Origin of the sequence: Glycomyces paridis (assembly GCF_004912155.1) — a bacterium.
In the GTDB taxonomy this organism is placed as follows: Bacteria; Actinomycetota; Actinomycetes; order Mycobacteriales; family Micromonosporaceae; genus Glycomyces; species Glycomyces paridis.
In genome coordinates this window covers 201,625-225,823 of record NZ_STGX01000005.1, presented here as the reverse complement: position 1 = coordinate 225,823, position 24,199 = coordinate 201,625, and the positions used below count along the sequence as shown (strand labels likewise).

21 protein-coding genes and 1 tRNA gene are annotated in these 24,199 nt (G+C 70.6%); 21 read left to right on the top strand and 1 reads right to left on the bottom strand.

Going from position 1 to position 24,199, the window contains the following annotated elements:
* Positions 1–30: 30 nt before the first annotated feature.
* From steA to E9998_RS08945, 10 genes are all read left to right on the top strand, one after another.
* Positions 31–1,212, top strand: a complete 1,182-nt coding sequence (gene steA, locus E9998_RS08990; RefSeq protein WP_420842421.1) for a putative cytokinetic ring protein SteA — start codon at positions 31–33, stop codon at positions 1,210–1,212.
* Positions 1,209–2,141 carry a copper transporter gene (locus E9998_RS08985; protein WP_158299746.1) on the top strand — a complete coding sequence of 311 codons (933 nt, stop codon included), beginning with the start codon at positions 1,209–1,211 and terminating at the stop codon, positions 2,139–2,141. The genes steA and E9998_RS08985 overlap by 4 nt, the downstream gene beginning before the upstream one ends.
* Positions 2,142–2,151: 10 nt before the next feature.
* Positions 2,152–3,048, top strand: a complete 897-nt coding sequence (locus tag E9998_RS08980) for a hypothetical protein (protein WP_136529354.1) — start codon at positions 2,152–2,154, stop codon at positions 3,046–3,048.
* Entirely contained in the window at positions 3,045–4,703 is a 1,659-nt protein-coding gene (murJ, locus tag E9998_RS08975) for a murein biosynthesis integral membrane protein MurJ (RefSeq protein ID WP_136529353.1), read from the top strand. Before E9998_RS08980 ends, murJ begins: the two co-directional genes overlap by 4 nt.
* On the top strand, positions 4,700–5,797 hold the full coding sequence (locus tag E9998_RS08970) for a glycosyltransferase family 4 protein (RefSeq protein WP_158299745.1): 1,098 nt from the start codon (positions 4,700–4,702) through the stop codon (positions 5,795–5,797). The genes murJ and E9998_RS08970 overlap by 4 nt, the downstream gene beginning before the upstream one ends.
* A gap of 7 nt (positions 5,798–5,804) precedes the next feature.
* On the top strand, positions 5,805–8,033 hold the full coding sequence (locus E9998_RS26710) for a hypothetical protein (protein WP_136529351.1): 2,229 nt from the start codon (positions 5,805–5,807) through the stop codon (positions 8,031–8,033).
* A gap of 17 nt (positions 8,034–8,050) precedes the next feature.
* On the top strand, positions 8,051–9,796 hold the full coding sequence (locus E9998_RS08960; RefSeq protein ID WP_192907067.1) for a CTP synthase: 1,746 nt from the start codon (positions 8,051–8,053) through the stop codon (positions 9,794–9,796).
* Between the two features lie 86 nt (positions 9,797–9,882).
* Complete coding sequence (locus tag E9998_RS08955) at positions 9,883–10,302, top strand: helix-turn-helix domain-containing protein (RefSeq protein WP_136529349.1); 420 nt, start codon at positions 9,883–9,885, stop codon at positions 10,300–10,302.
* Positions 10,303–10,312: 10 nt separating this feature from the next.
* Positions 10,313–10,723: a VOC family protein gene (locus E9998_RS08950; RefSeq protein WP_192907063.1), complete on the top strand. Its 411-nt coding sequence runs from the start codon at positions 10,313–10,315 to the stop codon at positions 10,721–10,723.
* A 183-nt stretch (positions 10,724–10,906) separates the two neighbouring features.
* A complete protein-coding gene (locus E9998_RS08945; RefSeq protein WP_136529347.1) occupies positions 10,907–13,285 on the top strand; it encodes an ATP-binding cassette domain-containing protein in 2,379 nt (792 codons plus the stop codon).
* 51 nt (positions 13,286–13,336) lie between these two features.
* Here E9998_RS08945 and E9998_RS08940 read toward each other — a convergent pair whose 3' ends face one another.
* Positions 13,337–14,836 (bottom strand): MFS transporter, encoded by a 1,500-nt coding sequence (locus tag E9998_RS08940; RefSeq protein WP_136529346.1) that lies wholly within the window; start codon positions 14,834–14,836, stop codon positions 13,337–13,339.
* A gap of 135 nt (positions 14,837–14,971) precedes the next feature.
* Between E9998_RS08940 and E9998_RS08935 the strand changes: the two genes are divergently transcribed.
* The 11 genes from E9998_RS08935 to E9998_RS08885 all read left to right on the top strand — a co-directional run bounded on the left by E9998_RS08935 (position 14,972) and on the right by E9998_RS08885 (position 23,740).
* Entirely contained in the window at positions 14,972–15,511 is a 540-nt protein-coding gene (locus E9998_RS08935; protein WP_136529345.1) for a TetR/AcrR family transcriptional regulator, read from the top strand.
* Positions 15,512–15,521: 10 nt separating this feature from the next.
* Complete coding sequence (locus E9998_RS08930; protein ID WP_240037537.1) at positions 15,522–16,076, top strand: NUDIX domain-containing protein; 555 nt, start codon at positions 15,522–15,524, stop codon at positions 16,074–16,076.
* A gap of 269 nt (positions 16,077–16,345) precedes the next feature.
* Complete coding sequence (ald, locus tag E9998_RS08925; RefSeq protein WP_136529344.1) at positions 16,346–17,467, top strand: alanine dehydrogenase; 1,122 nt, start codon at positions 16,346–16,348, stop codon at positions 17,465–17,467.
* Positions 17,468–17,633: 166 nt separating this feature from the next.
* Complete coding sequence (locus E9998_RS08920; RefSeq protein WP_136529343.1) at positions 17,634–18,560, top strand: ParA family protein; 927 nt, start codon at positions 17,634–17,636, stop codon at positions 18,558–18,560.
* Positions 18,561–18,665: 105 nt separating this feature from the next.
* A complete protein-coding gene (locus E9998_RS08915; RefSeq protein WP_136529342.1) occupies positions 18,666–19,532 on the top strand; it encodes a segregation and condensation protein A in 867 nt (288 codons plus the stop codon).
* On the top strand, positions 19,529–20,293 hold the full coding sequence (scpB, locus tag E9998_RS08910; protein WP_136529341.1) for an SMC-Scp complex subunit ScpB: 765 nt from the start codon (positions 19,529–19,531) through the stop codon (positions 20,291–20,293). Before E9998_RS08915 ends, scpB begins: the two co-directional genes overlap by 4 nt.
* The gene (locus E9998_RS08905; protein ID WP_136529340.1) at positions 20,280–21,017 is read left to right on the top strand and encodes a pseudouridine synthase; all 738 of its coding nucleotides are present in this window, start codon (positions 20,280–20,282) and stop codon (positions 21,015–21,017) included. Before scpB ends, E9998_RS08905 begins: the two co-directional genes overlap by 14 nt.
* 45 nt (positions 21,018–21,062) lie before the next feature.
* On the top strand, positions 21,063–21,437 hold the full coding sequence (locus E9998_RS08900; RefSeq protein ID WP_136529339.1) for a YccF domain-containing protein: 375 nt from the start codon (positions 21,063–21,065) through the stop codon (positions 21,435–21,437).
* A gap of 81 nt (positions 21,438–21,518) precedes the next feature.
* Entirely contained in the window at positions 21,519–22,196 is a 678-nt protein-coding gene (gene cmk / locus E9998_RS08895) for a (d)CMP kinase (protein ID WP_240037536.1), read from the top strand.
* Positions 22,189–23,565 (top strand): ribosome biogenesis GTPase Der, encoded by a 1,377-nt coding sequence (gene der / locus E9998_RS08890; protein ID WP_136529338.1) that lies wholly within the window; start codon positions 22,189–22,191, stop codon positions 23,563–23,565. The genes cmk and der overlap by 8 nt, the downstream gene beginning before the upstream one ends.
* A 101-nt stretch (positions 23,566–23,666) precedes the next feature.
* Positions 23,667–23,740, top strand: a tRNA-Pro gene (locus tag E9998_RS08885).
* The last annotated feature ends 459 nt before the right edge of the window (positions 23,741–24,199 follow it).

The following is a 24,199-nucleotide window of genomic DNA, read 5'->3' as shown; positions in this document are numbered from 1 at the left end:
GCATGATGATGCACGATGCGTGTACCTAGCTTGCGTTTGCCCGGGCGGAAACCGGATGACGAGTCGTCCGAGGGACGACTCGTCGGCACCGCCCGTCTCGACCGCCGCACGAAGCGGCTCTGCGGCCGGCTCGAACCCGGCGACATTGCGATCATCGACCACGTCGACCTCGACAGGGTCGCCGCCGACACCCTCGTGGGCACCGGCGTGGCCGTGGTCGTCAACGCCGCCAAGTCGATCTCGGGCCGCTACCCGAACCTCGGCCCCGAAGTGCTCGTCAAGGCCGGGATCGTCCTCGTCGACGGCGTCGGGGAGGAGATCTTCGACAACGTCCGCGAAGGCAAGACCGTCACGGTCGACGGCGGCGAGGTCTACTACGGCGACACCCTGATCGGCGAGGGCACCGTCCAGACCGAGGAGTCGGTGGCCGCCGACATGGAGGCCGCCAAGGAGGGCCTGTCGGTCCAGCTGGAGGCCTTCGCGGCCAACACCATGGAGTACCTCAAGCGCGAGCGGGACCTCCTGCTCGACGGGGTCGGGGTGCCCGACGTCAAGACCTCCTTCAACGGCCGCCACGCCCTCGTGGTCATCCGCGGCTACAACTACAAGGAGGACATCGACGTCCTGCGGCCCTACATCCGCGAGTTCAAGCCCGTGCTCGTGGGCGTCGACGGCGGCGCGGACGCGCTCCTCGAGGCCGGCTACACGCCCGACATGATCGTCGGCGACATGGACTCGGTGTCCGACGACGCCCTGCGCTGCGGCGCCGAGATCGTCGTCCACGCCTACGCCGACGGCCGCGCCCCCGGCATGGAGCGCATGGACAAGCTCGGGGTCCCCGCGATCCCGTTCCCCGCCGCGGCCACCTCCGAGGACATCGCGATGCTCATGGCCGACGAGAAGGGCGCCGAGCTCATCTGCGCGGTCGGCACCCACGTCACCATGGTCGAGTTCCTCGACAAGGGGCGCGGCGGCATGGCCTCCACGTTCCTCACCCGCCTGCGCGTCGGCGGCAAGCTCGTCGACGCCAAGGGCGTCTCGCGCCTCTACCGCCAGGACATGTCCATCTCGGCCCTGCTCCTGCTCATCGTCGCCGGACTCGCCGCCATGGCCACCGCCGTCGCGATCTCCACCGTCGGACGCTCGTTCGTCGACGTGGTCGCCGACTGGTGGGAAGGTTTGATCTTCCAAATCGAAAGACTGTTCTCTTGATCAACTTCCGTTATCACCTGGTGAGCCTCACCGCGGTGTTCCTCGCCCTCACCGTCGGCCTCATCCTCGGCACCGCCGCCCTCAACGGCCCCGCCGTCGAGCGCCTCCAGAGCGCCACCCAGGGCCTGCGCGACTCGAACGACCAGTTGCGCGCCGAGATCAACGAGCTCGAAGACCAGCTCGGCGACGACCAGGCCTTCGCCGCCGAGATCGCCCCGGCCTACCTGGCGGGCATGCTCACCGACAAGAACGTCCTCATCGTCGCCCTCCCCGGCGTGGAGACCGACACCGTCGACGGCGTGGTCGAGATGCTCGGCTACTCCGGCGCCACCGTCTCGGGCCGCATCTCCGTCCTCGACGAGTTCTTCGACCCCGACAACGCCGACCAGCTCGTGGACCTCGTCGACAACGAGATCACCCCCGCCACGGTCCAGCCCCCCGTCACCTACGACGGGGTCGCCGCGATGAGCTACGTCCTCGCCGCCGTCACCACCGGCAAGGCCGACGGCACCGCCGTCGAGATCGCCGCGGGCGACATCACGAAGGTCACCACGAGCCTCAACGAGCTGTCGATGCTCACCGTCGAAGAGGAGCCGACCGGCGTCGCCGACGGCGTCCTCGTCCTCGCCGGACCCGGCTCCACCGACTCCGACTCGGAGGAGCGCAACAACGGCATGGTCGCCCTCACTGGCGCCTTCGCCGCCGACGTGCCCACCGTCTACGGCGCCACGACCTCGACCGGCGACGGCAACCCGATCACGGTCCTTCGAAGCGACGAGGTCGACGACGTCGCCACCGTCGACAACGTCGCGGTCACCCAGGGCCAGATCGCCGCGGTCGCCGCGCTCGCCGACTACATCGCCACCGGCAACGTGGACCATCTCGGGATCGGGGAGGGCATGTCGGACCTGCTTCCCGGCGCAGCCTAGTATCGCGTCCATGAGCCAGCTAACGCGTACCGTCGGGCGTGCGTTCCTCGGAGGCCTCGCCGCGGGCGGCACGATCGCCGCGATCGGAGCCGTACGGCGGTCGAAGTGGGCGACCGAACTCGAACGGGTCAACCACAAGGGCGACACCGTGAGCCTGGCCGAAGGGCCGGGCGTCACGGTCGGCGCCACCGCCGCGGCGGTCCTGGGGGCGAACTCCCCGGCCTACGCGGTGGCCGCCGCCGCCACCGGCCTCACCTCCGGCGCCGTCGGCCTCTACGACGACATCGCCGACGCCAAGGGCGAGAAGGCCAAGGGTTTCAAGGGCCACCTCGGCGCTCTCCGCAAGGGCCGCCTCTCCGCGGGCCTGGTCAAGATCCTCGGGATCTCCACCGCCGGGCTCGCCTCCGCCGCGCTCGTGGATCTCACCAACGGCGACCTCACCGACCCGCGCCGCCACTGGACCCGGCGGCTGTGGAACGTCGGCGTCGGCGGCGGCGTCATCGCCGGGGCGGCCAACCTGATCAACCTCTTCGACCTCAGGCCCGGCCGCGCCCTCAAGGTGGTCACCATCGTCTCCGCGCCGCTCTCGCGCCCCGCGGGCCCCAAGTCCCGCAAGGCCACCGCCCAAGGCGGCGCCAACACCGCCCTCGCCGTCTCCTCCGCCGCCGGGGCGGCCATGGCCGACGACCTCGACGGCAAGACCATGCTCGGCGACGGCGGCGCCAACGCCCTCGGCGCGCTCCTCGGCCTGGCCTACATCTCCCGGACCGGCATGATCGGCCGCCACCTCGCCCTCGCGGGCGTGGCCGCGCTCATCGCCACCTCCGAGAAGGTCAGCTTCACGAAGGTCATCGCCGAGACGCCGGTGCTGCGCGAGTTGGACGAGCTGGGTCGGACGAAGTCTTGACCGAGACCCGACGCGAAGTCGGTCGTGCCGCCTCGGTCATCGGTGCGATCACCGTCGCCTCCCGCCTGGCCGGGTTCGGCCGCACGATGGTGTTCACCTACACGATCGGCCTCGGCGCCCTCGGCACCGCCTACCAGACCGCGAACAACATCCCCAACATCATCTTCGAACTGGTCGCCGGGGGAGCGCTCGCGGCGCTGGTGATCCCGCTGCTGGCCGCGCCCCTCGCCCGCCACGACCCCGAACAGGTCAGCCGTATCGCCTCGGCACTGCTGACCTGGGCGCTGACCATCCTGCTCCCCGCCGGTGTCATCGTCGCGGTGTTCGCCCGCCCGATCATCCTCGCGCTCATGCCGGGGGGCTCGATCGAGCCCGAGACCATCGACGTCGCCACCGAACTGCTCATCCTCTTCGCCCCGCAGCTGCCGCTGTACGGCGTCGCCGTGGTGCTCACCGGCATCCTCCAGTCCCACCGCCGCTTCGCCTGGCCCGCCCTCGCCCCGCTGCTCTCCAGCATCGTCATGGCCGTCGTCTACCTCGCCTACGGCGTCACCTCCGAACGCAACGCCTCCACTGAGGACATCGGCCAGGGGGAGATCCTCCTCCTCGGCCTCGGCACCACCCTCGGCGTCGTCGTCCTCGCCGGTTGTCTCGTCTTCCCCCTGCGCGGCCTCGGCCTGCGCCTGCGGCCCGCCTGGCGCCTGGAGACCCACGTCGCCTCAGGCCTGAAGTCCCTCGCCATCGCCGGGGCCATCACCGTCGGCGCCCAGCAGCTGTGCCAAGCCCTGCTCATGCGCCTCGCCAACGGTGCGGGGCCCGGCCCGGTCGCCGTCTTCACCGTCTCCCAGACGTTCTTCCTGCTGCCCTGGGCCATCCTCGCCGTCCCGCTCGCCACCGCCGCCTACCCCGTCCTCGCCGAAGCGTTTTCGCTCGGCGAGCACGACCGCTACCAGCGGCGCCTCTCCAACGTCGGCCGCGCCGTCCTCCTGCTCTCCGGCCTCGGCGTCGCCGCCCTCGCGGGCCTGGCCGAACCCATCGGCACCGTCCTCTCCTCGGTCTCCTCCGACAACGTCTCCAGCACCCAGACCCAGCTCCAAGCGACCCTCACCGGCCTCGCCTTCGGCCTCTTCGGCTACTCGATGTTCGCGATCTACTCCCGGGGCCTCTACGCCATCGGCCGCAACAAGTACGCCGCCGGGGCCACCTCCATCGGATGGGCCGCCGGCGCCGTCGCCGCGGTCGTCCTCTCCGAAGCCATGCCCATCGAGGACCGCACGCTCGCGCTCGCCATCGCCTGGACCATCGGCATGACCGTCATCGGCCTCGCCCTCACCGCCGCCATCGCCCGCCACACCGGCACGGCCAGCCTCGCGGGCGTCCCGCGCGCCACGCTCGCCACCGTCGTCGCCTCGATCGTCGCCGTCCTCGCCGCACGCGAGCTCATCTTCCTGTGGGGCCACGCGGACACCACCTTCAGCGCCCTCGTCCAGGGCGTCGTCGTCGGCGGCGCGACCGCCGTCGTCTACCTCGGACTCGCCGCCCTCATCGGCGGATCCGGCGTGGTGCGGCCGGTGCTGCGCCGCGCTGGCACAATACGGACGTCGAACGGAACCGACGACCAGTCGAACGACCCAGAGAGCGGAGCCGACCAGTGAGCAACCGAAGGATCGCCTTGGTGCTCGGACCCTCGACCGGCGGCGTCGGCACGCACGTCGCCTCGGTCGCGACCGGACTCGTCGCCCGAGGTGACGCCGTCACCGTCGTCGGCCCGCCCGAGACCGAGGAGCGGTTCGGGTTCCGCGCCACCGGCGCCCGCTTCATCTCCGCCCCGATCACCTCCAAGCCCTCCCCGGGCCTGCCCGCCGCCTGGTGGGCCGTCTCGAAGGCCCTGCGCGGCATCACCGGCCGCGGCGTCGACGTCGTCCACGCCCACGGCATGACCGCGGGCATGACCGCGCTCGCCGCCCGCCCCGCCGGGGCCGCCCTCGTCACCACCTGGCACAACACGCAGCTCGCCACCGGCGTCAAGCGGCAGGCCTACGACTTCATGGAGCGGCGCCTGGCCCGCGGCGTCGACGTCGCGCTCGCCATCTCGCCCGACCTCCACTCGCACCTCGTCGGCCTCGGCGCCGTCGACGCGCGCCTGGCGCAGGCCCCCGCGCCGCCGCTGCGGCCCGCGGGCGACCCGAAGGTCCTGCGCGCCCAGCTCGGCATCGGCGACCGGCCCCTGATCCTGTCGGTCGGGCGGCTCAACGTCCAGAAGGACCACGACACCCTCATCGCCGCCGCCAAGCGCTGGACCGGCCTCGACCCCGCGCCCGTCGTCGCCATCGCCGGGGACGGCCCCGAACGCGACCGCCTGCAGGCGCTCATCGACGCGAGCGGCGCCGACGTGCGCCTCCTGGGCCACCGCGGCGACATCGCCGACCTCCTGGCCGCCGCCGACCTCGTCGTCAACACCAGCACCTGGGAGGGCTACCCGCTGTCCCTCCAGGAGGCGCTCCAGGCCGGGCTCCCGCTCGTCGCCACCCGCACCGGCGGCATTCCCGACCTCGTCGGCGAAGGCGCGATCCTCTTCCCCGTCGGCGACGTCGACGCCTTCGACGCCCACGTGCGCGCCCTCCTCGCCGACCCCGAGCGCCTCGCGCGCCTCGCTGCCGCCGGCCGCGCCCAGGCCGCCACCTGGCCCGACGAGGAGCGCGTCATCGACGTGCTCGACGCCCTCTACCTCGAACTGACGGGAAGATAGCCCCGCCGTGTCCAAGAAGATCGATCCCGGGCGCTGGTTCCGCAAGGCCGGCAAGAACATCAAACGCAGCCGCGGCCCGATCGGCGTATGGGCCGTCGTCGTCGCCCTCATCGCCGTCGGCGTGTTCCAGCTGCTCCCCGAGGACGCCGACGAGGCGCTCCCCGAGACCGTCGACTCGGTGGTCGTCCTCGGCGTCGGCGGCCTGAACTGGACCGACATCGACGACGAGCGCACCCCGAACCTCGCCGCGCTCTCCAAAGAGGGCTCGCTCGCCGAACTGAACACCGACTCGGCCCGCCGCTTCACCTGCACCCTCGACGGCTGGCTCACCCTCTCGGCGGGCTCGCCCGCCGTCTCCACGCCCTACGGCGAGCCCACCGACTGCGGCGAGATCACCGCCGACGCGATCACCGTCGCCGGAGACTCGGCGACCATCGCCGGGATGCCCGACCTCGTCAGCGTCAACCGCGACCTCGAAACGGGCGCCGAACTCGGGATGCTCGCCGCCGGAACCTCCTGCGCCACCGCGATCGGTCCCGGCGCCGCCTACGCCACCGCCAACTCCGTCGGCCGCGTCGGCGACTACCTGCCGGTCATGCCCGAAGGCGCCGAACTCGCCGGGACGCTCGCGGCCTGCCCGCTCACCGTGGTCGACGGCGGGGTCCTGCCCACCGCCGAGAACGCCCGCGAGGCGGCCCTCGACGACCTCGACGCCACCGTCGGCGCCCTCCAGGAGGCCCGCGGCGCCGACTCGGCCCTCATCGTCACCGGCATCGGCCAGGTCGAGGAGCCCGACCGGCTCCTCGCCACCGTCGCCCACGTCGAGCCCACCGGCGGCCACAACCTCGTCGACCTCCCCGCCGAACGGCCCGGGTACCTCCGGCTCACCGACCTCACCGCGACGACCCTCTCCTTGCTCGACGCGCCGCTGCCCGACACCCTCGCCGGCATCCCCGCGGGCGTCACCGCCGACTCGCTCACCTACGAGCGCCGCCAGGCCGTCTTCGACGACACCGACACCCGGCTCATCGCCGCCGCCGAGGCCGCACCCGCCACCCAATGGCTCCAGGTGCTCCTGTTCCTCGCCCTCACCTTCGTGGCCTGGCCGCTGCTGCACCTGCTGCGCCACGCCGGGCAGCCGGGCGTCAAACCGCCGCCGCTGTGGCTCATGCGCCTCAACATCCTCTCGGCCCTCGTGTGCGCCCTCTTCGTCGCCGCCGCGATGCTCGCCGACTTCTTCGACTGGTGGTCGGCCCCGAACCCGGGCCTCGTCGGCCCGCTCACCGCGCTCGGCGTCGCCGTGGCCTGCGCCATCGCCGCGATCGCCCTGCCCGGGCGCCACGGCCCCGCCGGGCTCATGGTCAGCGTCTCCGCGTTCGGCGTCCTCGTCACCGTCCTGGCGATGCTCATCCACACCGAGGACCCCCTGGGCACCCTCCTGGGCGACTTCACCGTCGCCGACTCCGCCTCGAACGAGCTCGGTCCCGTCGCCACCGGCATGTTCATCGCCTCGCTGTGGCTCCTCGCCGCCGCCGCGGCCTGGCGCCTGCCGCGCCGCTACCAGTCCCCGGTCATGGCCGGGATCGGCTGCCTCGGTGTCCTGGTCGTCTCGGCGGGCTTCCTCGGCGACTCCGTCCCCGCCGCCGTCGCCATCATCGTCGGCACCTGCCTCGCCGCCGCCCTCGCCACCGGCGGCTGGGTCACCTTCTCGCGCTTCGCGTGGTCGGGCCTGGCCGGGGCCGCGGTCCTGTTCGGCCTCTCCTGGATCGACTACCAGCGGCCCGTCGCCGAACGCGGCGAGCTCGGCTCCTTCATGGGCGACATCATGGGCGACACGAACGGCGTCATCGCCTCCGGGCTCGGCTCGAACGTCGTCGCCGTCTTCACCTCGCCCCTGAGCCTCCTCACCGTCCTCGCGGGCGTCTACTGCTGGCTCATCCTGCTGCGCCCCGGCGGCGGCCTGCGCCGCGCCTTCGGCCTCTACCCGCCGCTGCGCGCCGCGTTCTCCGCGGCGCTCGTCGGCGCCGCCGTCGCGGGCTTCCTCCTCGGCAAGGGCCTCATGAGCCTCGGCTCGGCACTGGCCGTCATGGTGCCCCTGGCGATCATCATGAGCCACCGTGTCCTCGCCCGCGCCCACGTCAAGGACGGTCAGTACTCGGACATGATCGTCGACGCACCGTCGTGGGTCGATGAGGAAAACAGCGGCGAAAGTGTTAGTGTGGAATCCCGTGGATGAGCGATCCACCGGCGGTCATGAGCACCTGCTCGACCGCTCGATCGACACGATTACCACGGGAGTCCGCTTTGGCCAGCGCCGTCAATGGTCAGATCCGAAACACGAAGCACCTCTTCGTCACCGGTGGGGTCACCTCGGCCCTCGGTAAGGGCATGACCGCCGCAAGCCTCGGGAACCTGCTGACCGCGCGCGGACTGTACGTGGTGATGCAGAAGATCGACCCGTACCTCAACGTCGACCCCGGCACGATGAACCCTTACGAGCACGGCGAGGTCTTCGTCACCGACGACGGCGGCGAGACCGACCTCGACATCGGCAACTATGAGCGTTTCCTCGACCGCAACCTGTCCAAGCACGCCAACGTGACCACCGGGCAGGTCTACTCCGACGTCATCGCCAAGGAGCGCCGCGGCGACTACCTCGGCGCGACCGTCCAGGTGATCCCGCACATCACCAACGAGATCAAGTCCCGCCTCGCGGCGATGGCCGACCCGGACCCCGAGACCGGGCGCGTGCCCGACGTGGTGATCACCGAGGTCGGCGGCACCGTCGGCGACATCGAGTCGCTGCCGTTCCTGGAGGCGATCCGCCAGTACCGCCACGACATCGGCCGCGACAACTGCTTCTTCCTCCACGTCTCCCTCGTGCCCTACCTGGCGGCCTCCTCGGAGATGAAGACCAAGCCCACGCAGCACTCGGTGGCGCAGCTGCGCTCGATCGGCATCCAGCCCGACGCGATCGTGTGCCGCTCGGACCGGCCGCTGCCCGGCGGCCTCAAGCAGAAGATCGCCGGGTTCTGCGACGTGGACGACGCCGCGGTGGTCTCGGCCCCCGACTCGAAGTCGATCTACGAGATCCCCAAGACCCTCCACGCCGAGGGCCTGGACGCCTACGTGGTCCGCAAGCTCGACCTGCCGTTCCGCGACGTCGACTGGAGCGCCTGGGACGACCTGCTCGACCGCGTCCACAACCCGGCCGCCACGGTCGAGGTCGCGATCGTCGGCAAGTACGTCGAGCTGCCCGACGCCTACAAGTCCGTGGTCGAGGCCCTGCACGCGGCCGGGTTCGCCCACCGCGCGAAGGTGAACGTCCGCTGGGTGGTCTCCGACGAGTGCGACGGCGCCGACGCGACCGCGAAGGCGCTGGCCGGGGTCGACGCCCTGGTCGTGCCCGGCGGGTTCGGCGACCGCGGCGTGCCCGGGAAGATCCGGGCGCTCACCTGGGCCCGCACCCGCCAGGTCCCGACCCTGGGCCTGTGCCTCGGGATGCAGTGCATGGCGATCGAGGGCCTGCGGGAGATCTCCGGGCTCGTCGGGGCCGACTCCGAGGAGTTCGACCAGGCCGCCGAGCACCTGGTCATCTCGACGATGGCCGACCAGACCGACATCGTCGCCGGGCGCGGCGACATGGGCGGCACGATGCGCCTGGGCACCTACCCGGCGCAGCTGGCCGAGGGCTCCCTGGTCGCCGAGGCGTACGGGGCGACCGAGGTCAACGAGCGCCACCGCCACCGCTACGAGGTCAACAACGCCTACCGCGACCAGCTGGTCAAGGCCGGGTTCGTGATCTCGGGGCTGTCGCCCGACGGGCGCCTGGTGGAGTTCATCGAGCTTGACCGCGAAGTGCACCCGTACTTCGTGGCGACGCAGGCCCACCCCGAGCTCAAGTCGCGTCCGACGCGCCCGCACCCGCTGTTCGCCGGGCTCGTGGAGGCGGCGCTGGCGCGCCAGGCCGGCGAGCGCCTGGACCTCGGCGACGCCTGATCCGACCGCCGCGAAGGGGCGGGGCCCGTCTCGGGTCCCGTCCCTTCGCGTTGCCGGTGCCCGCGGGGCCGTGCCATGCTGGGCGAGTGAATCTGGAGGATCTGGTGCTGCTGCGCCGGGCGAGGGACCTGATGGACCGCGAGTACGCGAAGCCGCTGGACGTGGCCGCGCTCGCGCAGGTCGCTCACATGTCGATGGGGCATTTCGCCCGGAGTTTCCGGTCCGCGTACGGGGAGACGCCGTACAGCTACCTCATGACCCGGCGGATCGAGCGCGCGAAGGCGCTGCTGCGGCGCGGGGACCTGTCGGTGACGGAGGTCTGCTTCGCTGTCGGCTGTACCTCGCTGGGGTCGTTCAGCTCGCGGTTCACCGAGCTGGTGGGGGAGAGCCCGAGCGCGTACCGGGCGAGGGACCACGGGGAGGCCGCGGCCATTCCCGCGTGCGTCGCCAAGATCTACACCCGACCGGTCAGGAATGGAGAAGCGAAGCCCCCGTCCCGCCGGTAACGTCGGTCGCATGGACATCAAGCTCGCACAATGCTTCATCGCCGTCGACGACCACGACAAGGCGCTCGGTTTCTACCGTGACGCGCTCGGTCTCGAAGTCCGCAACGACGTCTCCTACGAGACGCTGCGCTGGGTGACCGTGGGTCCGCCCGGCCAGCCCGAGATCGGCATCGTCCTGGAGTCGACCGTCGGGGACCCGAACGCCTCCGAGGCCGACAAGGAGGCCGCCGCGACGCTGCTGGCGAAGGGCCTGCTGCGGGGCGTCATCTTCAGCACCGACGACCTCGACGGCCTGTTCGAGCGGGTCAGCGCCTCGGGCGCGGAGGTGCTCCAGGAGCCGACGGACCAGCCGTACGGCGTCCGCGACTGCGCCTTCCGCGACCCGGCGGGCAACATGATCCGCATCAACAAGCGCCTCTGAGCGTTCCGTGCGACCCCGACCGGCGCGAGCCGACCGGGGTCGCGCGTTGTCGGTGCCACCGGATACGTTATGGAGTCCGCCGCTTCGGCGGCGGACCAGGAAGCACCCGCACCACCACCCATGCCGACCCGTCCCGGTCGGCCGACCGACGGCGCCCGCCGGCGCCGAGCAGAGGAGACTCGCATGTCCGCGAAGCAGGGCACCCCTTCGCCGCACGCCGCAGACAGCCACGACCTCATCCGCGTGCACGGCGCGCGCGAGAACAACCTCAAGGACGTCAGCGTCGAGCTGCCCAAGCGCCGCCTGACGGTGTTCACCGGGGTCTCCGGCTCCGGCAAGAGCTCGCTGGTGTTCGCCACCATCGCGGCCGAGTCGCAGCGGATGATCAACGAGACGTACAGCGCCTTCCTCCAGGGCTTCATGCCCTCCCTGGCGCGCCCCGAGGTCGACCGCCTCGAAGGGCTGACCACCGCGATCATCGTCGACCAGGAGCGCATGGGCGCCAACCCCCGCTCGACCGTGGGCACGGCGACCGACGCGAACGCGATGCTGCGCATCCTCTTCTCCCGCCTCGGCACCCCGCACATCGGCTCGCCGAACGCGTACTCCTTCAACGTCCCCTCGGTGAAGGCCAGCGGCGCGATCACCGTCGAGAAGGGCGGCAAGACCAAGGCCGAGAAGGCCACGTTCAACCAGCTCGGCGGCATGTGCCCGCGCTGTGAGGGCATGGGCTCGGTCACCGACTTCGACCTGACGGCCCTGTACGACGCGGACAAATCCCTCAACGAGGGCGCGCTGACCATCCCCGGGTACACGATGGACGGCTGGTACGGGCGCATCTACCGTGGCTGCGGCTTCTTCGACCCCGACAAGCCGATCAAGAAGTTCAACAAGCGCGAACTGCACGACCTGCTCTACAAGGAGCCCACCAAGATCAAGGTCGACGGGATCAACCTCACCTACGAGGGCGTGATCACCAAGATGCAGAAGTCCATGCTCTCCAAGGACGTCGAGGCGCTCCAGCCGCACATCCGCGCGTTCGTCGAGCGGGCCGTGACGTTCACGACCTGCCCCGAGTGCGAGGGCACCCGCATCAGCCCCGAGGCGCGCTCCTCGAAGATCAAGGGCCAGAACATCGCCGACCTGTGCAAGATGCAGATCAGCGACCTGCGCGCCTGGGTGAGCGAGCTCGACGAGCTCTCCGTGGCCCCGCTCCTGGTCGGCCTCCAGCACCTCCTCGACTCCTTCGTGGACATCGGCCTGGGCTACCTCTCCCTCGACCGGCCCGCGGGCACGCTCTCGGGCGGCGAGGCGCAGCGCACCAAGATGATCCGCCACCTCGGCTCCTCCCTCACCGACGTCACCTACGTCTTCGACGAGCCCACGATCGGCCTGCACCCGCACGACATCGAGCGGATGAACGACCTCCTGCTCCAGCTGCGCGACAAGGGCAACACCGTCCTTGTGGTCGAGCACAAGCCCGAGACGATCGCCATCGCCGACCACGTCGTGGACCTCGGCCCCCGCGCCGGCACCGCCGGCGGCGAAATCGTCTTCGAGGGTACCGTCGCCGACCTCGCCGCCTCCGACACGCTCACCGGGCGCCACCTCGGCGACCGCGCCGCGCTCAAGGACGAGGTGCGAAAGAGCGAGGGCGCCATGGAGATCCGCGGCGCCACCGCCAACAACCTCCGCGACGTCGACGTGGACATCCCCCTCGGCGTCCTCACCGTCGTCACCGGCGTCGCCGGCTCCGGCAAGAGCTCCCTCATTCACGGTTCGGTCGCCGGTCGCGAAGGCGTGGTCGCCATCGACCAGGCCGCCATCAAGGGCTCGCGCCGGTCCAACCCGGCCACCTACACCGGGCTGCTCGACCCGATCCGCAAGGCCTTCGCGAAGGCCAACGGCGTCAAGCCCGCCCTGTTCAGCGCCAACTCTGAGGGCGCCTGCCCGGTCTGCAACGGCGCGGGCGTCATCTTCACCGACCTCGGCGTCATGGCCACGGTCGAGTCCACCTGCGAGGAGTGCGAGGGCCGCCGATTCAGCGCCGCGGTCCTGGAGTACCGGCTCGGCGGGCGCGACATCAGCGAAGTCCTCGCGATGTCGGTGAGTGACGCCGAGGCGTTCTTCGGCGACGGCGAGGCCAAGCTCCCCGCCGCCCACAAGATCCTCGACCGGCTCGTGGACGTCGGCCTCGGCTACCTCACCCTCGGCCAGCCCCTGACGACCCTGTCCGGCGGCGAGCGCCAGCGCCTCAAGCTCGCCACCCGCATGGGCGAGAAGGGCGGTGTCTACGTCCTCGACGAGCCGACCACCGGCCTGCACCTCGCCGACGTCGAGCAGCTCCTCGGGCTCCTGGACCGGCTCGTGGACTCCGGCAAGTCCGTCATCGTCATCGAGCACCACCAGGCGGTCATGGCCCACGCCGACTGGATCATCGACCTCGGCCCCGGTGCCGGCCACGACGGCGGCAAGATCGTCTTCGAGGGCACCCCCGCCGACCTCGTCGCCGACCGCTCCACCCTCACCGGCGAGCACCTCGCCGCCTACGTCGGCGCCTGACGCGAAGCAAGGGGCGCCCGGAGCATCGCTCCGGGCGCCCCTTCGCGTCTCCTAGGCCCGCTTCGTGCGCAGGGCCCGGCCCACCGCGACCGTCGCCACCACGACCAGACCCGCGGCCAGCAGCGACGTCGTCCGCAGCCCGTCGGTGAACGCGGTCTTCGCCGCCTCCAGCAGCGCGTCCCCGGCCTCGGCCGGAAGCGCCGCCGCCACGTGCACGGCCTCCCCGAGCGTCTCGGACGCCCCGGCGGGCGCGTCGCCGAGCTCGGACCGGTAGATCCCGGTCGCCAGCGACCCCAGCAGCGCCACGCCCATGGCCCCGCCGAGCTCGTACGCGGTCTCGGAGATCGCCGAGGCCGCCCCCGCCCGGTCTGCAGGGGCCGCGGCCAGGATCGCGTCGTTCGTGACCGTCTGCGCCAGCCCCGAGCCGCCGCCGATGAGCGCGAACGCCACCGCGACGACCGCGGCGCCGGAGTCCACGCCGATGAGCGCCATCGCCGCGAATCCGGCGATCACGAACACCAGCCCGCCGACGATGGTGCGCACCATGCCGACCCGCTCCGACAGCCGCACCGCCACGAGCCCGGCCACGACCGACACCGCCATGCCCGGCAGGAGCAGCAGCCCCGCCTTCATGGGGGAGTAGCCGAGCACCAGCTGAAGGTACTGCGTCAGCAGGAACAGCGCCGAGATGAGCGCGAACACGATCGTGAAGTTCGTCGCCAGCGAGGCGCTGAAGCGGCGCACCCGGAACAGCCCCACGTCGATGAGCGGGTGCTCCAGGCGCTTCTGGCGCCGCACGAAGCGGACCGCCGCGAAGGCGCCCACCGCCAGCGCGGCGGCGGCCGTCCACGTCGGGCCGTGCTCGGCGATCGTCTTGACCCCGTACACGAACGGGAACATCGCCAGGAACGACAGCGCGACGCTGGCGAGGTCGAGCCTCCCCGGGTTCGGGTTCTTCGACTCCGGCAGCAGGAACGGCGCGGCGATCACCACGGCGATCGACACCGGCGCGGCCATGAGGAACACCGAGCCCCACCAGAAGTGCTCCAGCAGCCAGCCGCCGATGATCGGCCCGGCCGCGGACCCGGCGGAGAACCCCGAGGCCCAGATCGCGATCGCGAAGCGGCGCTGGCGGTCGTCCTCGAAGAGGTTGCGCATGAGTGCGAGCGTGGTCGGCATGAGCGTGGCCCCGGCGAGGCCCAGGAGCGCGCGCGCGGCGATGAGCGCCTCGGGCGTGGGCGCGTAGGCGGCGATGACGCTCGCGGCGGCGAACGCGCCCGATCCGATGACCAGGAGCCTGCGGCGGCCGAGCCGGTCGCCGAGGGTGCCCATGGTGACCAGGAGTCCGGCGAGCACGAAGCCGTAGACGTCGACGATCCACAGCAGTTGCGAGGCCGAGGGCTCCAGGTCCTCGGACAGGAACGGCACGGCGAAGCCGAGGACGGTCATGTCGATGGAGATGAGCAGCACCGGGAGCACCAGTACGGCGAGCGCCCACCCCTGCTTCGCGGTGAACCGGGGGCGCCGTTCGGTCGGCAGCGTCGCGGTCATGGTGTCCTCCTTCGGTGCGACCCGGGAGCGGCCGCGCCGGGCCGCTCGGGAAAGCTTGCAGATGGGATCGACGGCGGCGTCGCCGCATGCGACCGCTGTACCGTCCAGACGGTATAGTAGCAACCGGGAGGGTTCATGGCCAAGGACGAAGTCGGCACGCGTGACAGAATTCTCAACGCGCTCCAGCGCCTCCTCGTGGAGGACGGCAGCGCGGGCGTGACCCTGGAGAAGGTCGCCGCCGAGGCCGCCGTCTCCAAGGGCGGCCTGCTCTACCACTTCAAGTCCAAGTCCGACCTCTACGACGGCCTCGCCCGCCGCTTCCGCGAGCAGGAGGAGGTCACCATCGCCAAGGCCCGCGAGACCGGCGTGGTCGACACCTTCCTGCGCGTCTCCGAGGTCGACAACGCCGAGTCCGCGGCCGGCCTGTGGGCCCTGCTCACCGCCATGCGCGGCACCGACCAGCTCTCCGAGGCCGCCCGCGCCGACATGGTCTTCATCTTCGAGGGCTGGGCCGCCGCCCTCCACGCCGAGATCACCGACCCCGTCACCGCCGAGATCGTCCGCCTCGTCGGCGACGGTCTGTTCCTCTCGGCCCTCTCGGGCGCGCCACTCCCCTCCAAGGCCACCGTCGAGGCGATCCGCGAGCGCCTCAAGCACCAGGCCGGAGCGGCGTAGGGTTGCGCGCGTGAGCGAATACCGAGTCCTCGACAGCGAGATCATTCACCGCGGCTGGTGCTACGACCTGACCGCCGAAACCGTCGCGATGCCCGGCGGCGGCACCGCCCGGCGCGAGTACTTCGACCACTGCGGCGCCGTGGTCTGCGTGCCCCTCGACGAGGAGGGCCGCGTCGGCCTCATCCGCCAGTACCGCGTCCCCGCCAAGGAGCTCCTGTGGGAGTTCCCGGCCGGCCTGCGCGACGTCGCCGGGGAGCACCCCGCCGACGCCGCCCGGCGCGAACTCGCCGAGGAGGTCGACCTCCAGGCCGACGAACTGGTCGAACTCGGCGAGTTCTACACGACCCCCGGCATCTCCAACGAGCGCATCCTCTACTACCTCGCCACCGGCCTCAGCCCCGTCCCCGAGGCCGACCGCCACGAGCGCACCGACGAGGAGGCCGCCATCGAGCTCGTCTGGTGGGACCTCGACAAGGCCCTCGCCGCGGTCGCCGACGGCGAGATCCGCAACGGCGTGTGCGCCCTCGCCCTCAACCTCACCCGCCTCCACCTCGAACGCCGGTAGCCCGCCCCCTTAGTTGCGGCGCTTCCGTCATCGAAACGATGGAAGTTTCAACAGAACGTCTTCGAAACCATGGCCCGCCGTCTTTCCAGGCGGCGGGCCGAACGTTACGATCACGGCGACGACGCCGTCCGGAGCAGGGCCCACAAGGCCGCCCGCAACGCTGTACCGCAACACAAATGCGGGAATTCGGGCGTACTGCGTCCTAGACTGCCCGTGCGGGACGCCGACCGGCCCCGAGCAGGCACAACGCTTCGGAAGGAACCCGTAACGTGAAAGTCGCCGTCCCCCGCGAGATCAAGAACAACGAATTCCGCGTCGCCCTCACCCCAGCGGGCGTCCACGAACTGGTCGCCGCCGGCCACGACGTCTTCGTCGAGACCGGCGCCGGACTCGGCTCGGCCATCACCGACGACGACTACCGCCAGGCCGGCGCCGCCATCCGCCCCGACGCCGACTCCACCTGGGAGTCCGGCGACCTCGTCCTCAAGGTCAAAGAGCCGATCTTCGCCGAGTTCCACCGGATGCGGCCGGGCCAGACCCTCTTCACCTACCTCCACCTCGCCGCCGGCGCCGAATGCACCGACGCGCTCCTGGAGCGCCACGTCACCGCCATCGCCTACGAGACCGTGCAGACCGCCGACGGGCGCCTGCCCCTCCTCGCCCCCATGAGCGAGGTCGCCGGGCGCCTCGCCGTCCAGGCCGGCGCCTACCACCTCCAGCGCCCCGAAGGCGGACGCGGCACCCTCATGGGCGGAGTCCCCGGGACCTCGCCCGCACGGGTGGTCATCATCGGCGCGGGCGTCTCCGGCATGAACGCCGCGTCCATCGCCGTCGGCATGCACGCCGACGTCGAACTCCTCGACCTCAACCTCGACAAGCTCCACGCCGCCGACGACCTCTACCAGGGCCGCCTGCGCACCATCGTCTCCAACCGCTTCGAGGTCAAGCGCGCCTGCCGCGAGGCCGACCTCGTCATCGGCGCCGTCCTCGTCCCCGGCGCCAAGGCCCCCACCGTGGTCGACGACGAGGTGCTCGCCGACATGAAGGACGGCGCGGTCCTCGTCGACATCGCCATCGACCAGGGCGGCTGCTTCGCCCACTCCAAGGCCACCACCCACGACGACCCCACGTTCACCCACGCGGGCAAGCTCTTCTACTGCGTCGCCAACATGCCCGGCGCCGTCCCGAACACCTCGACGTACGCGCTCACCAACGCCACGCTCCCGTACGTCATGAAGCTCGCCAACCTCGGCTGGGCCGACGCCCTCAAAGCCGATCCCGCACTCGCCCTGGGCCTCAACACCCATGCCGGACAGGTCGTCAACGAGCCCGTCGCCATCACCCACCACCTGCCGCTCAAGCCGCTCGCGCAGGTGCTGACCGAGCACTGAGGTCCCCTCGGGTCCCAGTGTCCCCAACGCACAGCGGGCGAACTCACGCCGGGTGCCTCGGAGTCTCCCAAGCCGTCGACAGCCTCGATACACTGACGTACAGTCGCTATGACAGGCAATGGTGAGACCCCCGGCACCCGGTGTCGACCTTCACCCGGAGGCGGAAATGAGCAGTGTGGACAGCAACGACAAATGGGCTGCCCTGCGCGGGGCCGCGCAGGTGCCTCCCACTGACGGCAGCGAGGACCTCTCCTCGCCCGACCCCGAGACCTACACCGGCAAGCGCGACATCCCCCAGCCCCAGCCGCTGGAGCGCCACGGACCGGCCCGCGTCATCGCCATGGCCAACCAGAAGGGCGGGGTCGGCAAGACCACCACGACCATCAACCTCGGTGCCGCCCTTGCCGAATACGGCCGCAAGGTCCTCCTCGTCGACTTCGACCCCCAGGGCGCCCTCTCCGTCGGCTTCGGCACCAACCCCCACACCCTCGACCTGACCGTCTACAACCTCCTCATGCAGGAGGACGTCGACATCGACGACGTCATGGTCAAGACCAACGTCGCCGGCCTGCGCCTCCTCCCCGCCAACATCGACCTCTCCGCCGCCGAGATCCAGCTCGTCAACGAGGTCGCCCGCGAGCAGACCCTCGCCCGCGTCCTGCGCCCGGTCATCCCCGACTTCGACTACGTCCTCATCGACTGCCAGCCCTCCCTCGGCCTCCTCACCATCAACGCGCTCACCGCAGCCCACTCCGTCCTCGTCCCCCTGGAGTGCGAGTTCTTCTCCCTGCGCGGCGTCGCCCTCCTCCTCGACACCGTCGACAAGGTCCGCGAGCGCCTCAACTACGACCTCGAACTCGACGGCATCCTCGCCACCATGTACGACTCGCGCACCACCCACTCGCGCCAGGTCCTCCAGCGCGTCGCCGAAGCCTTCGGCGACAAGGTGTTCTCCACCGTCATCACCCGCACCGTGCGCTTCCCCGAGACCACCGTCGCCGGCGAACCCATCACCACCTGGGCCCCCGCCTCCTCCGGCGCCCGCGCCTACCGCCAACTCGCACGCGAGCTCATCGCCGCCACCGACAAGTAGCGACTCCCCTTCCCGCACCGACGAACCGCCCTCCGCACACCTCGCGCCCCGGCAAACCCAGAGTTCACCCGGAGGTGCCCGCGGCGTCCGTCTAAGCTTGCCTGCGTGACCGACCAGCAGCCGCCCCAGCTCCCGACCCAGCGGGACGGCGAACCGGAGGAGGCCGAGAGCGGCTTCCACGTCCGGCTCGACAACTTCGAGGGCCCGTTCGACCTGCTGCTCCAACTCATCGGCAAGCACAAGCTCGACGTCACCGAAGTCGCCCTGCACCAGGTCGCCTCCGAGTTCATCACCTACGTCACCAACCTCGACGAGGCCTGGAACCTCGAGGAGACCTCCGAGTTCCTCCTCGTCGCCGCCACCCTCCTCGACCTCAAGACCGCCCGCCTCCTGCCCGGCACCGTCGTCGACGACGAAGAGGACCTCGCCCTCCTCGAAGCCCGCGACCTCCTCTTCGCCCGCCTCCTCCAGTACAAGGCCTACAAAGAGGCCGCCGGCGCCCTCGCCGGCCTCGCCGAGTCCGCCTCCACCCGCGTCGCCCGCAACGTCGGCCTCGAAGCCCGCTTCCAAGGACTGCTCCCCGAACTCGTCCTCGACCTCACCCCCGAGGCCCTCGCCGTCCTCGCCGCCAAGGCCATGCGCCCCAGGCCCGCGCAGGTCGTCGGCATCGACCACGTCCACATGCAGCGCGTCTCGGTCCGCGAGCACGCCGTCATCATCACCCGCCGCCTCCAGCGCGTCCAGACCGCGACCTTCCGGGCCCTCACCTCCGACTGCGAGACCCACCTCGAAGTCGTCGCCCGCTTCCTCGCCCTCCTGGAGCTCTACCGCGAAGCCCTCGTCGGCTTCGAGCAGATGCAGGCGCTCGGCGAACTGACCGTCCGCTGGCTCGGCGGCACGGGGACCACCGACATCGACGTCGACGAGTACGCGGGCGCGCCCGCCGAAGCGGGGGAGGAGCCGAACGAATGACCGACCACACCGAGGGATCGCTGGAGGAGGGCCTGGCCGGATGGCGGATGCCCGCCGCCCGCCGCGAGGCCGCCCCGCTGCGCGCCGACACGCCCGCCGACGAACCCGTCGGCGGCACCGACGAGTACGCCGCCGCGCTGGCCGTCCCCCACCAGGCCGAAGAGCCCCCCGAACCCGTCGAGGACGAGCCCGCGGCGCCCAGCCCGGTCCCCGAGGACGTCGACCTCGGCGCGGTCCTGGAGGCCATCCTCATGATCGCCGAGGAGCCCCTGACCGAGGAGTTCCTCTCCGCGGTATTGGAGCGGCCACGTTCACAGGTGCGCGAGACGCTCGGCCGACTCAGCGCCGAATACACTGGCGACGGACGCGGATTCGACCTGCGTCGCCAAGCCGGCGGCTGGCGCTTCTACACCCGGGCCGACTACGCCCGCTACGTGGAGCGGTTCGTCACCGACGGCGCCTCCGCCCGCCTCACCAAGGCGGCGCTGGAGACGCTCGCCGTGGTGGCCTACCGGCAGCCGGTCACCCGGGGCCGCATCTCGGCCATCCGGGGGGTCAACTGCGACGGCGTCATCCGCACGCTGCTGGCGCGCGGCCTGGTCGAGGAGTGCGGGACCGACCCGGACTCCACGGCGACGCTCTACCGCACCACCACCCTGTTCCTGGAGAAGATCGGACTGGACTCGGTCGAACAGCTCCCCGAGCTGGCCCCGTTCCTGCCCGACGACGTGACGGATATCGAGGAAGATGAACAACGCTGACGCAGAGGGCGTACGCCTGCAGAAAGTGCTGTCGCAGGCCGGGATCGCCTCCCGCCGGGCCGCAGAGGACCTGATCTCCCGCGGGAAGGTCAAGGTCAACGGCGAACCCGCCCGCCTCGGCCAGCGCGTGGACCCGGCCAAGGACGTCATCCACGTCTCCGGCAAGCGCGTGATCACCGACGTCGACACCGTCTACTTCGCGATCAACAAGCCGCGCGGTGTCATCTCGACGATGGACGACGACGAGGGCCGCCTGTCCCTGGCCGAGTACGCCAAGGGCATCGACCAGCGGGTCTTCCACGTGGGTCGGCTCGACACCGACTCCGAGGGCCTGCTGCTGCTCACCAACGACGGGGAGCTGGCCAACCGCATCATGCATCCCTCGCACGGCCTCCCGAAGGTCTACCGGGCGCAGGTCAACGGCATCATGGACAAGGCCACCTGGAACCGGCTCCTCGCCGGCGTCGAGCTGGAGGACGGTCCGGCGAAGGCCGACAAGCTCAAGATCATCGACGAGCACGCCGGGCAGTCGTTGATCGAGATCACCATCCACGAGGGCCGCAAGCACATTGTGAGGCGGCTCATGGACGAGGTGGACCACCACGTCTCGCGGCTCGTGCGCACCGAGATCGGTCCGGTCAAGCTGCGGAACCTCAAGCCGGGGACCGTCCGCAGGCTCACGCCCGACGAGGTCGGCCTGCTCTACCGCGAGGTCGGACTCTAGCCTGCTGTACCGACAGGACCAGCAAGGGCCGGTTAGTGTTTCGGCATGTCTACCATTCTGAACGTCATCTGGTTCGTGCTCGCCGGACTGTGGCTCGCGATCGGCTATTTCGTGGCCGGCCTGGTGTTCTGCATCTTCATCGTGACGATCCCCTTCGGCATCGCGAACATGCGGCTGGCGGGGTACGTGCTGTGGCCGTTCGGGCGCACCGTCGTCTACGACCGCTCGGCCGGGTGCCTGTCCCTGGTCGGCAACATCCTCTGGCTGATCCTCTTCGGCTGGGAGCTGGCCCTCGCGCACCTGGTCACCGGTCTGGTCCAGGCGATCACGATCATCGGCCTGCCCCTGGCGGTCGCGAACTGGAAGATGATCCCGCTCGCACTGTGGCCCATGGGCGCGCGTGTCGTCGATCGCCGTTGAGGCGGGGCGTTCGCCGCGGGGGCCCGCGACCGGGCATGATGTAGGTTTGCGAGGTTTGCAGTTGAAGAACGGAGCGCGATAGTGCCTGAGCAGAAGAGCGGACCGGTCGTCGCGATCGACGGCCCGTCGGGGGCGGGTAAGTCGACCGTGTCCAAGACCCTCGCCACCGCGATCGACGCCGCCTATCTCGACACCGGCTCGATGTACCGTGCCGCGACCCTGGCGGTCCTCAACGCCGGCGTCGACCCCGCGCAGACCGCGCAGGTCACCAAGGCCGTGAAGAACGCCAAGCTCGAGTTCGGCACCACCCCCGAGGACCCCTTCACCCGCGTCGACGGCGAGGACGCCGACCTGGCGATCCGCGGCGACGACGTCACCAAGGCGGTCTCGGCGGTGGCCGGGAACAAGACGGTGCGCAAGTTCCTCATCGAGGAGCAGCGCCGGATCATCGCCGAGGCGAAGGCCGGCATCGTCGTCGAGGGCCGCGACATCGTCGAGGTCGTCGCCCCCGACGCCGACGTCAAGGTCTACCTCACGGCCGACCCCGTCGAGCGCGCCAAGCGCCGAGCGGCCGAGATGGGCGCCGACCCCAACGCCGTCGAGCAGGACATCGAGCGGCGCGACACCGCCGACTCGAAGACCACAAAGCCCCTGGAGGCCCCCGCGGGGGCCGTCGTGATCGACTCCACGGCGCTGCCGATCGTGGAGGTGGTGGCCAAGATCCTGGCCTTGCTGAACAACAGGGACATCGATGAGTGACGAAGCGACCTGGACCGAGCTCGACGCCGAGGACGACGACGAGCGCGGACCGGTCCCGACGGTGGCCGTGGTCGGCCGCCCCAACGTGGGCAAGTCGACCCTGGTCAACCGCATCCTGGGCCGCCGCGCCGCGGTGGTCCAGGACGAGCCCGGCGTGACCCGCGACCGGGTGGCCTACGACGCCGAGTGGGCCGGGCGCGATTTCAGCCTGGTCGACACCGGCGGCTGGGACCCCGACGCCGAGGGCATGGCGAAGTCGATCGCCCTCCAGGCCGAGCTGGCGATGCGCACCGCCGACGTGATCATCTTCGTGGTGGACTCGCGGGTCGGTCCCACCGACGCCGACGAGGCCGCCGTGCGCATCCTGCGCTCGACGCGCAAGCCGGTCATCCTGGTGGCCAACAAGGTCGACTCCGAGCGCCAGGAGTCCGAGATCCACGAGCTGTGGAGCCTCGGTCTCGGCGAGCCGTTCCCGATCTCCGCGCTCCACGGGCGCAACTCCGGCGACCTGCTCGACAAGATCGTCTGGGCGTTCCCCGAGGTCCCCACCGGGGCCCTCAAGGAGCGCGGCCCGCGCCGCGTGGCCCTCGTGGGCCGCCCGAACGTCGGCAAGTCGAGCCTGCTCAACCGCATCGCGGGGGAGGACCGCGCCGTCGTCGACAACGTCGCCGGCACCACCGTCGACCCCGTCGACTCCGTCGTGGAGATCGACGGCGAGGACTGGATCCTCGTCGACACCGCCGGCCTGCGCAAGCGCGTCAAGTTCGCCTCCGGCACCGAGTACTACGCGGCCCTGCGCACCGAGGCGGCCGTGGAGGCCGCCGAGGTCGCCCTGGTGATGCTGGACGCCTCCGAACCGATCTCCGAGCAGGACCAGCGCGTCCTGACCCAGGTGACCGAGTCCGGCCGCGCGATGGTCCTCATCTTCAACAAGTGGGACCTGGTCGACGACGACCGCCGGTACTACCTGGAGAAGGAGATCGACCGCGAGCTCATCCAGGTCTCCTGGGCGCCGCGCGTCAACGTCTCGGCCATGACCGGCCGCGCCGTGGAGAAGATCGCCCGCTCGCTCCGCGAGGCCCTCGCGGGCTGGGGCCAGCGCATCTCCACCGGCGAGCTGAACCAGTGGATCAGCACCCTCCAGGCGGCCACCCCGCACCCGACCCGCTCGGGCAAGGCCCCGAAGGTCATCTACGCGACCCAGGCCGCCGCCGAACCGCCGCGCTTCATCCTCTTCACCAACGCGCCCTTCGACAAGCAGTACCTCAAGTTCATCCAGCGCCGCCTCCGCGAGGACTTCGGCTTCCCGGGAACCCCCATCGAACTGGTGGTCAAACCCCGCGAACCCCGCAAGCGGCCCAAGAAATAACCGCCCCAACGCGTGCAACCTCACACCCCCGACCTCGCCGCCGCCACACCCCGGCCCATGCGCTAAAGTAATCACCGCCGCCGACAAAGCGGCAAAAGAAACGGGCTGTGGCGCAGCTTGGTAGCGCACTTGACTGGGGGTCAAGGGGTCGCAGGTTCAAGTCCTGTCAGCCCGACCGTTGTCCCAGGTCAGAGCTTTAAGCTCTGACCTGGGGCCTCAAAATCTCGGATTCGTCCGTCATTCGTCCGTGGAACGCAAAGTCCGCGTCCGACAGTAGCCCGCATGATCTGTCCAGGCTATGTGACGTCGGTCACTTCTCGCCTTTCCCGCATGTCGAGGGCTTTGAGCTCGTTCGCTGGTAGATCGTCGTCCGCTCGGTTCGCATGATGGCCATGTGGCGCATGGCTTCGACATGGCCTGGCCAACTTCAACTACTTAGAGCCTGTCTCAGTTGGCGGTGGCGTTTGTATTGCTTGCCACGCGTCAGCCGAGTCTTAGGTGGGTCAAGGCCGGTATCTTCCGCGACGCCACTTGGTTTTGTATCGGCGCAGGTGCCAGGTAATGTCGCCGAAGGGACCTTGATCCTTTGGTGTTGACACCCTGATTCCCCGGGCCGGTAGGGTTCGGGGTGCTA

Bases quoted from the DNA above. Each gene is read 5' to 3' on its own strand.
- E9998_RS08980 (WP_136529354.1), top strand. From the start codon at position 2,152: ATGAGCCAGCTAACGCGTACCGTCGGGCGTGCGTTCCTCGGAGGCCTC.
- E9998_RS08960 (WP_192907067.1), top strand. From the start codon at position 8,051: ATGAGCACCTGCTCGACCGCTCGATCGACACGATTACCACGGGAGTCC.
- E9998_RS08950 (WP_192907063.1), top strand. From the start codon at position 10,313: ATGGACATCAAGCTCGCACAATGCTTCATCGCCGTCGACGACCACGAC.
- E9998_RS08945 (WP_136529347.1), top strand. From the start codon at position 10,907: ATGTCCGCGAAGCAGGGCACCCCTTCGCCGCACGCCGCAGACAGCCAC.
- E9998_RS08940 (WP_136529346.1), bottom strand. From the start codon at position 14,836: ATGACCGCGACGCTGCCGACCGAACGGCGCCCCCGGTTCACCGCGAAG.
- E9998_RS08935 (WP_136529345.1), top strand. From the start codon at position 14,972: ATGGCCAAGGACGAAGTCGGCACGCGTGACAGAATTCTCAACGCGCTC.
- E9998_RS08920 (WP_136529343.1), top strand. From the start codon at position 17,634: ATGAGCAGTGTGGACAGCAACGACAAATGGGCTGCCCTGCGCGGGGCC.
- scpB (WP_136529341.1), top strand. From the start codon at position 19,529: ATGACCGACCACACCGAGGGATCGCTGGAGGAGGGCCTGGCCGGATGG.
- E9998_RS08905 (WP_136529340.1), top strand. From the start codon at position 20,280: ATGAACAACGCTGACGCAGAGGGCGTACGCCTGCAGAAAGTGCTGTCG.
- E9998_RS08900 (WP_136529339.1), top strand. From the start codon at position 21,063: ATGTCTACCATTCTGAACGTCATCTGGTTCGTGCTCGCCGGACTGTGG.
- der (WP_136529338.1), top strand. From the start codon at position 22,189: ATGAGTGACGAAGCGACCTGGACCGAGCTCGACGCCGAGGACGACGAC.